7 protein-coding genes are annotated in these 8440 nt (G+C 72.4%); 2 read left to right on the top strand and 5 right to left on the bottom strand.

The genetic code is table 11. The annotated features are described in order from the left end of the window. Window positions 1-598: 598 nt before the first annotated feature. Entirely contained in the window at window positions 599-1966 is a 1368-nt protein-coding gene (locus ABT08_RS11720) for a glucose-6-phosphate dehydrogenase (RefSeq protein ID WP_137877763.1), read from the bottom strand. Window positions 1967-2041: 75 nt separating this feature from the next. Here ABT08_RS11720 and ABT08_RS11715 point away from each other — a divergent pair, with 75 nt between their 5' ends. Beyond that, the gene (locus tag ABT08_RS11715; RefSeq protein ID WP_056518894.1) at window positions 2042-3808 is read left to right on the top strand and encodes a glycoside hydrolase family 15 protein; all 1767 of its coding nucleotides are present in this window, start codon (window positions 2042-2044) and stop codon (window positions 3806-3808) included. Between the two features lie 3 nt (window positions 3809-3811). Here ABT08_RS11715 and ABT08_RS11710 read toward each other — a convergent pair whose 3' ends face one another. The 4 genes from ABT08_RS11710 to ABT08_RS11695 all read right to left on the bottom strand — a co-directional run bounded on the left by ABT08_RS11710 (window position 3812) and on the right by ABT08_RS11695 (window position 7907). Beyond that, entirely contained in the window at window positions 3812-4936 is a 1125-nt protein-coding gene (locus tag ABT08_RS11710) for an ABC transporter permease (RefSeq protein ID WP_056518891.1), read from the bottom strand. Further along, window positions 4933-5817: an ABC transporter ATP-binding protein gene (locus ABT08_RS11705; RefSeq protein ID WP_288115068.1), complete on the bottom strand. Its 885-nt coding sequence runs from the start codon at window positions 5815-5817 to the stop codon at window positions 4933-4935. The genes ABT08_RS11710 and ABT08_RS11705 overlap by 4 nt, the downstream gene beginning before the upstream one ends. 108 nt (window positions 5818-5925) lie before the next feature. After that, window positions 5926-6606 carry a response regulator gene (locus ABT08_RS11700; RefSeq protein WP_056206432.1) on the bottom strand — a complete coding sequence of 227 codons (681 nt, stop codon included), beginning with the start codon at window positions 6604-6606 and terminating at the stop codon, window positions 5926-5928. Between the two features lie 35 nt (window positions 6607-6641). Further along, window positions 6642-7907 (bottom strand): sensor histidine kinase, encoded by a 1266-nt coding sequence (locus tag ABT08_RS11695; protein WP_288115066.1) that lies wholly within the window; start codon window positions 7905-7907, stop codon window positions 6642-6644. A gap of 137 nt (window positions 7908-8044) precedes the next feature. Here ABT08_RS11695 and ABT08_RS11690 point away from each other — a divergent pair. Continuing rightward, the coding region (locus ABT08_RS11690; RefSeq protein WP_288115065.1) for a VOC family protein at window positions 8045-8440 on the top strand (396 nt) is incomplete at its 3' end.

Here is an 8440-nt window from a genome sequence, read left to right as displayed (position 1 = left end):
TGGTTCCGCGACCCCGCCGGCAACGTGCTGGCCGTGCTCTCGCGCAGCTAGCGCTCGCTGGCGCTTCGGCGCTCTGCGAGCGATCGCCCCACTCGCTCCGCCTCTTCCCGCTTCCTTACCCTCCCCCACCCTCTTCCCGCCGAATCAACATCTGCGCGCCCATTCCACTCCGCGCCGACGTGTGCACGAGGTGGATTCGGCGGCGACGTGGGGATTCGGCGAACAGGGGAGGCAGAGGAGTGACGTGTTGACGACTCTCTCGCCGTGCCCTCGCTCACTCGCGCCACGCGCCGCAGCTGCGCGGCGCTGCCGTCGCCCGCACGCGCGCCGCCGGCTCGCGCGCCCGCTTGTCCGCGCCCCTCCCTCGTCCGCACACTTGGCCCACCCCGCTTCCCGCTCCCTCGCGAATCAACATCTGCGCGCCGATTCCACTCCGCGCCGCCGTGTGCACGAGGTGGATTCGGCGGCGACGAGTGGATTCGGCGGCAGTGAAGAGAGCGCGTGAGAGCGCGCGCGGGGGGCGAGTGAGCGAGCGGATGCCGCGCCGCGGCCGTCAGCCGAGGGGGCGAGTGAGCGAGCGGATGCCGCGCCGCGGCCGTCAGCCGAGCGGGGGCCACCCGTCGGGGCCGGTCGAGCCTGCGGGGTACTCGTCGAGCGGCACGTCGCCGCGCCGCCAGGCGTCGAGCACGGGCTGCACGATGCGCCAGCACTCCTCGGCGGCGTCGCCGCGCACGGCGAGGGCCGCATCCCCCGAGAGGATCGACGACAGCACTTCCGCGTAGGCCTTCAGCGCGCCCTCGCCGAGCTCGGCGTGCATCGTGGCGCGGGAGAGCGAGAACGGGTCGGCGGCGCCGTTGACGTTGAGGTCGAGGCAGAACACGTCGGGGCCGAGCGAGAACCGCAGCACGCTGCCCTGTTCCTCGCCGGAGAAGCCGGTCGGCAGGTGGTGCACGGGCTTGAAGCGCAGCACGACCTCGGCGAGCCGGGCCGACATCGCCTTGCCCGAGCGCAGCGTGAACGGCACACCCTCCCAGCGGGCGGTACGCACCTCGAACACAGCCTCGGCGAGCGTCTCGGTGCCCCGCGACGGGTCGACGCCCGGCTCGTCGACGTAGTTCGGCAGCGCCGTGCCGTCGATCGTGCCGGCCGTGTAGCGGGCGCGACGCGAGCTGTGCACGGCGTTGTCGTCCCACACGTGGGTGGCGCGCAGCGCCGCCCCGGTCGCGTCGCGCAGGTCGCGCTCGTCGAGCGTCGCGGGCGGCTCCATGGCGACGAAGGCGAGCACCTGCAGCAGGTGGCTCTGGATCATGTCCTCGAGCGCGCCGGCCTTGTCGTAGTAGCCGGCGCGGCCCTCGAGGCCGAGCGACTCGTCGTAGCGGATGGTGACCGACGCGACGTTCTCCGACGACCACACCGGCTCGAACACGCGGTTCGCGAACCGCACGCCGAGCATGTTGAGCACCATCGACCGGCCGAGGAAGTGGTCGACGCGGAAGATCTGCTGCTCGGGCAGCAGCTGCGCGAGCACGGCGTTCAGCTGCTCGGCGCTGTGCTGGTCGGTGCCGAACGGCTTCTCGAGCGCCAGGATCGTCTCGGCCGGCAGCGTCACGCCGGTGAGCGCGCGGCACGCGGCGGCCGCGACGGCGGGCGGCACGGCGAAGTAGAGCACGGGGCGTTCGCCCGCGTCGGCGAGGAGGGCAGTGAGGTCCTTCGTCGCGGTGATGTCGCACTGCACGTAACGGGTCGCCTTGACGACGGCGGATGCCGCGGCCCCCACGCCCTCGCCGAACGCCGCCTTCACGCGGCTGCGCCACGCGGCATCCGTCTCGGCATCCATGCCGGCGCCGACCAGGCGCACCTTCGTGTCGGGTTCCGCGTCGAGCAGCTGGGCGAGGGCCGGCAGCAGCAGGCGGGAGGTCAGGTCCCCGGTGGCGCCGAGGATGACGAGGGTGCGTTCGTCGGTCACGCTCACACGCTACGCCCTCGACACGCGCGACGACGCGGATGCCGCGGCGACGCCGGTGCGGGGCAGAATCGGGGTGTGTCCGCATCGATCGGGGAATACGCGCTGCTCAGCGACTGCCGCACGGGGGCGCTCGTGTCGCGGCACGGGTCGATCGACTGGTTCTGTCCACCGCGATGGGATGCCCCGTCGGTGTTCGGCGCTCTGCTGGGCACTGAGGAGCACGGCCACTGGACCCTGCGTCCCGTCGACCGCGCGGCGACCGTCACCCGCCGCTACGACGGCGACACCTTCGTGCTCGTCACCCGGTGGGAGACGGCGACGGGTGTCGCCGAGGTGCATGAGTTCATGCCGGTGTGGCCGCACCGCGTCGACATCGTGCGGCGCATCGTCGGCCTGTCGGGCCGGGTGCCGTTCGAGACCGCGCTGCGGCTGCGTTTCGACTATGCCCGGGCGATCCCGTGGGTGCGCCAGCTCGACGGTGCGGTGCCCGAGCTGCACGCGACGGCCGGCCCCGACCGGGTGACCGTGCGGGGCATCCGTCTCGAGGCGCGCGACCACGTGCATCGCGGCACCGTATCGATCGACGCGGGCGGCACGCATGACCTCACGCTGACGTGGTCGCATTCGTTCCGCGACCGTCCCGAGCCGGTCGACGTCGACGCGGCGCTCGTCGCGACCCGCACCGGCTGGCAGGACTGGGCGGACCACATCGCGCACGACGGTCCGTACCGGGCCGAGGTGATCCGCTCGCTGCTCGTGCTGCGCGCCCTCAGCCACGCCGACACCGGCGGCATCGTGGCCGCCGCGACCACGTCGCTGCCGGAGCAGTTCGGCGGCGCCCGCAACTGGGACTACCGCTACGTGTGGCTGCGCGACGCGTCGCTGACGTTGCAGACGCTCGTCGCGCACGGGTTCGTCGAGGCCGCCGACCACTGGCGGCTGTGGCTGCTGCGCGCCATCGCCGGCGACCCCGCGCAGATGCAGATCATGTACGGCATCGCGGGCGAGCGCGACCTCGCCGAGCGCGAGCTCGCGAGTCTCCCGGGCTACAAGGGGGCGGCGCCCGTGCGCATCGGCAACGGCGCCGTCACCCAGTTCCAGGCCGACGTCGTCGGCGAGGTGATGGTCGCGCTGCAGCTGGCCCGGGAGGCGGGCCTCGCCGAGACCGAGTACTCGTGGCCGCTGCAGCTCGCGCTCGTGCGCCGCGCCGAGGTGAGCCTCGACCGGCCCGACAACGGCATCTGGGAGATCCGCGGCGAACCGCGCCGCTTCACCCACTCCCGCGCGATGCTGTGGGCGGCGTTCGATCGGGCGGTGACCGCGGCCGAGAGCACGGGGCTGCGTGGACCCGTCGCGCACTGGCGCCGGCTGCGCGACGACCTGGCCGCGGAGATCGCCGCGCAGGGCGTGGCATCCGACGGTCATTTCACCCAGTACTACGGCACCGACGAGGTGGATGCCTCGCTGCTGATCCTCGCTCAGGTCGGATTCTGCGCGTACGACGATCCGCGCATGGTCGCCACCGTCGCCCGCATCGAACGCGACCTCATGCCCGACGGCTTCGTGCGGCGCTACCGCACCTCGAGCGGGGTGGACGGGCTCGCCGGTGCGGAGAACCCGTTCCTGGCGTGCAGCTTCTGGCTCGTCGAGCAGTACGCCCACACCGGCCGGTGCGCCGACGCGGAGCGTCTGATGGCGGCCGCCGCGGGGGCGGCGAACGATCTCGGGCTGCTGTCGGAGGAGTACGACCCCGCGCACGAGCGCCAGGCCGGGAACACCCCGCAGGCGTTCTCCCACCTGGCGCTCGTGCGTGCCGCCGACGCGCTGGCCGCGGCATCCTGAGCGCTATGCGCGGCTGAGCGCCTCGCTCAGCTTCACGCGCGCGCCCATGCGCAGCAGCGTGTTCTGGTAGATGCGCGCCCCGACGAGCACGGCGCCGACGCATGTCGCGATGAGCACGATCAGCGCCACGATCGGCTCCCACACCTGCGCGGTGCCGAGGTAGAGCCGCAGCGGCATCGCGACCGGCGCCGAGAACGGCACGTACGACATGACCGCGAGTACGACGGGGTTGTCGTTGAAGAAGATCACGAGGAAGTAGGGCAGCATCACGAGCATCGTGAGCGGGAAGGTCGTCGACCCGATGTCCTCCTGGCGGGACACCATGCTGCCGGCCGCGGCGAACAGCGACGCGAGCAGGATGAAGCCGAACAGGAAGAACACCGCGAACCACACGATCGGGGCGCCGAGGCCGGTGAGCACGGCGTCCTGGCCGGTGATCGAGAGCCCGACGATCGCGATCGCCGCGAGCACGAGGATCTGCGCCATCGCGAGGATCGTGTTGCCGATCACCTTGCCCGCCAGCAGCACCCGCACCGGGATCGCCGAGATCAGCAGCTCGACCACGCGGGTCTGCTTCTCCTCGACGACCGACTGGGCGATCGTGCCGCCGAAGGTCGAGGCGGCCATGAGGAAGACGACGCCGAAGCCGATCGCGGCGAAGTAGCGCAGCATCCCGTCGGTCGACGGCGGGTCGAGCAGATGCACCTGCGGGGTCGCGCTCAGCTGCGCGACGAGGCTCTGTGGCACGTCCTGGTCGCCGACGACCGTGTAGGGGAAGGGCGAGGTGGATGCCGCGGCCCCCGGCACGTCCGCAGACGGCACGATCGCGGCTTTCACGTCGCCGTCGCGCACGGCGGCGAGCGCGGCCTCCGTCGTGGCGGCGGTGGTGACCTCGAGCCCCGGGAGCCCGGCGACGACGGTCGCCGTCTCGGCGGTCACCGCGACCTTGGTGTCGGAGACGTTCTTCGCCGCGAAACCGCCCCAGATGACACCGCCGAGCGCGATCGCGAAGAGGATCAGGGTCGAGATCACGAACGCCTTGCTGCGCAGACGCGAGCCGATCTCGCGCTCGGCGACGAGCCAGACGCCCTGGGCCGCCGAGGGGGCGGCGGGGTGCAGACGGGTCATTTCACGACCTCCTTGAAGATCTGGGCGAGGGAAGGATGCTGCGCGGTGAACGTCGCCACGTCACCGAGCTCGACCGCGCGGCGCAGCACCCGCTGCGCGGTCTGGTCGTCGTCGACGTCGAACACGGCGTGGCCGCCGGCGAACTCGACGACGGTGACGCCCGGCTCGCCGCGGAGCCACCCGGCATCCGTCGCCGAGACGAGCTCGAACCGGTGCGCTTCGTGCTGCGCTCGCAGCTCGGCGCGAGTGCCGGCCGCGCGGATCGTGCCGCCGGCGATGATCACGAGCTCGTCGCAGAGGCGCTCGACGACGTCGAGCTGGTGCGAGGAGAACAGCACCGCGGCGCCGCGCTGCGCTCGCTCGTGCAGCACACCGGCGACGACGTCGACGGCGAGCGGGTCGAGTCCGGAGAACGGCTCGTCGAGGATCAGCACCTCGGGGTCGTGCACGAGCGCCGCCGCGATCTGGGCCCGCTGCTGGTTGCCGAGCGAGAGCGTCTCGATGTTGTCGCCGAGGCGCTCGCCGAGCCCGAGACGCTCGAGCAGGTCGTTCGCCTGTCGCGCGGCATCCGTCTTGCCGTAACCGTGCAGGCGGGCGAGATAGGCGATGTGCTCGCCGACCTTCATCTTCGGGTAGAGCCCGCGCTCCTCGGGCATGTAGCCGAAGCGGCGACGGTCGTCGCGGCTCACCGGGGCGCCGTCGAGCAGCACGCTGCCGCCGTCGGCGGCGAGCACGCCCAGCGCGATGCGCATCGTGGTCGTCTTGCCGGCGCCGTTGCCGCCGACGAAGCCGGTGAGCGCGCCGCCGGTCACGCGGAAGCCGACGCCGTCGAGCACCCGGCGTCCGCCGTAGCTCTTGGTCACACCGTGCAGTTCGAGCATGGATCCTCCTCGGGGGTCGTCTCGAACCTACGGATGCCGCAGCCCCCGCGCCTCCCCCCACGGGTGGATCGTGTGGGCGTGCCCCTCCGCCGCGCGGCGGGCGGGCCCTCAGACGAGCCCGCGCCGGTACGCGAGCACGATCGCCTGCACCCGGTCGCGGGCGCCGAGAGCGCGCAGCACGTTCGACACGTGCGTCTTCACCGTCGCCTCCCCGATGTAGAGCCGCGCGGCGATCTCGGCGTTCGAGAGCGCGTCGGTCATCAGCCGCAGCACGTCGCGCTCGCGGTCGGTGAGGGCGGGCTCGAGGTGCGCGTCATCCGTCGTCGCCGGCTCGGCCGGCGCGACCACCACGGCCGCGCCGGCCGGGCGGGCAGCGGTGACCGGCGGGTGACCGGCGGATGCCGCGGCGAACCGCTCGATCACGCGACGGGTGACCTCGGGCGCGAGCAGGGCGTCGCCGGCCGCGACCGCCCGCACCGCGCGCACGATCTCCTCGGGGCCGGCGTTCTTCAGCAGGAAGCCGCTGGCTCCGGCATCGAGCGCCTGGAACAAGTAGTCGTCGCGGTCGAACGTCGTGACCACCAGCACGCGTGCCTCGACGACGGGATCCGCCGTCAGCAGGCGGGTCGCTTCGAGGCCGTCCATGTCGGGCATCTGCACGTCCATGCACACGACGTCGGGGCGCGTCTCACGCACCACCTCGAGCGCGCGGCGTCCGGTGGGCGCCTCCCCGACGACCTCGATCCCGGTTTGCGCGTCGAGGATCGCCCGGAACCCGGCCCGCATCATCGCGTGGTCATCGACCAGCACCACCCGTACCGCGCTCACGGGGTCTCCTCCGACCGCGGCAGCGGCACCCGCGCCCGCACGATGAAGCCGCCGCCGGTGCGGGGGATGAGCTCCAGGGTTCCGCCCGACACCGTCACGCGCTCGCGCATGCCGACCATCCCGAGGCCGGGGGTGACGGATGCCGCCACCCGCCCGGTGTTCGCGACCTCCAGCTCGACCGCGTCGGCCTCGAAGCGCAGACGCACGTCGGCGGTCGCGTCGTGGCCGCCGTGACGGCGCGCGTTGGTGAGCGCCTCCTGGGCGATGCGCACGAGGTTCACCTGCACGAGATCGGGCACCTCGCACGGTGCGCCGACCGTCGTGAGGGTCGTCGGGAGGCCGGCGGCCGCGGCATTCGTCACCAGCGTCTCGATCGCGTCGAGCGACAGCGACGGCTGGGGTGCGGCATCCGCGTCGGGAGAGGTACGCAGCGTCTCGAGCAGCTGACGCAGCTCGGTGAGAGCAGAGCGGGCCGACCCCTCGACCTGCGTGAGGGAGGTGGTCGCGAGCGCCGGGTCGGAGGCCATCACTGTGCGCGCGACCCCCGCCTGCACGCCCATGAGCGACACGTGGTGGGCGACGACATCGTGCAGCTCGCGGGCGATGCGCACCCGCTCGAGCGCGACCGCCTGTGAGGCCGTCACCTCGCGCTCGCGCTCGAGCTCGGCGGTGCGCTCCTCGAGAACCCGGCGCTGCACCCCCGCGGTCCACGCCCTGTCTCCGAAGCCCCATGCGGCGCCGAAGTAGAGCACGTTGATCAGCACGCTCAGCAGCACCTGCGCGATCGCGGGTGACAGTGCGACACCCTGGGGCACGTCGGTCGAGGTCGCGGTCGTCGCGGCCTCGAACATCGACACCACGAGCCACGCGAACATCGCGACGACGATCGCCGCGCGCACGAGGTTCGCGCGGCGGCGGTTCGGCGTCCACGCGCCGATCGAGTAGAACGCGAGGAACACCGCGATGTTGCCGACGAGCACCTCGGGGATGTGGGCGGTCACCGCCACGAAGTACGCGGCCGACACGATCGCCGTCACGATCCCCGGCCACCGGCGTCGCAGGGCGAGGGGCGCCGCCAGCACCGCGGCGTAGGCGATGCCCACCGCGAGCGGCGCCTGCGCCGCACCCCACAGACCGCCGATCGCCGACAGCGCCACGCTCACGAGCGCGAGCACGAAGACCCCGGCGGCGATCACCAGATCGACGCGCTGCTCGCGCCGCCCGAGCGGCAGCGGGCGCAGCGGCGGGGGAAGGGGGGACATCCCTCCAACCTATGGGCGGGCGATGCGCCGCGGCATCCCCCCTGCGGAGGAGAGGAGCGCGCGCACTTGACACGGCGCCGACGCGGACCGAGGCTCATCCTGCGCGCAGCCCGCGCGCCCGAGGCCGAGGAGTCGCCATGTCCGTTCCGCAGATGGTGTTCGTCAACGTCACCACCGAAGACCTCACCCGCAGCATCGCGTTCTATGAGGCGCTCGGCTGCCAGATCAACCCGCTGTTCACGGACGAGAACGCGGCGTGTGTGGTGTGGAGCGACACCGTGTTCTTCATGGTGCTGCGCCGCGACTTCTTCGCGACCTTCACCGACAAGCCCATCGGCGACCCGCGCGCCGAGGTGCAGACGATGATCGCGCTCACCCGCGACTCGCGCGAGCACGTCGATGCGACGCTCACGAAGGGTCTGGATGCCGGCGGCGTCGAGCCGCGCCCGGCTCAGGACCTCGGCTTCATGTACTCGCGCGACCTCGAGGACCCGGATGGCAACATCCTGTCGTTCCTGTGGATGGATCCGGCG

Source organism: Microbacterium sp. SCN 71-21, assembly GCF_001725695.1.
In the GTDB taxonomy this organism is placed as follows: domain Bacteria; phylum Actinomycetota; class Actinomycetes; order Actinomycetales; family Microbacteriaceae; genus Microbacterium; species Microbacterium ginsengisoli.
The sequence above is the reverse complement of the archived record's forward strand: the minus strand, read 5'-3'. Positions and strand labels throughout refer to the sequence as shown.

What these genes read in the sequence shown, in the direction of transcription:
- ABT08_RS11705 (WP_288115068.1), bottom strand. Translation starts at nt 5,817, where the DNA reads ATGCTCGAACTGCACGGTGTGACCAAGAGCTACGGCGGACGCCGGGTG.
- ABT08_RS11710 (WP_056518891.1), bottom strand. Translation starts at nt 4,936, where the DNA reads ATGACCCGTCTGCACCCCGCCGCCCCCTCGGCGGCCCAGGGCGTCTGG.
- ABT08_RS11700 (WP_056206432.1), bottom strand. Translation starts at nt 6,606, where the DNA reads ATGATGCGGGCCGGGTTCCGGGCGATCCTCGACGCGCAAACCGGGATC.
- ABT08_RS11695 (WP_288115066.1), bottom strand. Translation starts at nt 7,907, where the DNA reads ATGTCCCCCCTTCCCCCGCCGCTGCGCCCGCTGCCGCTCGGGCGGCGC.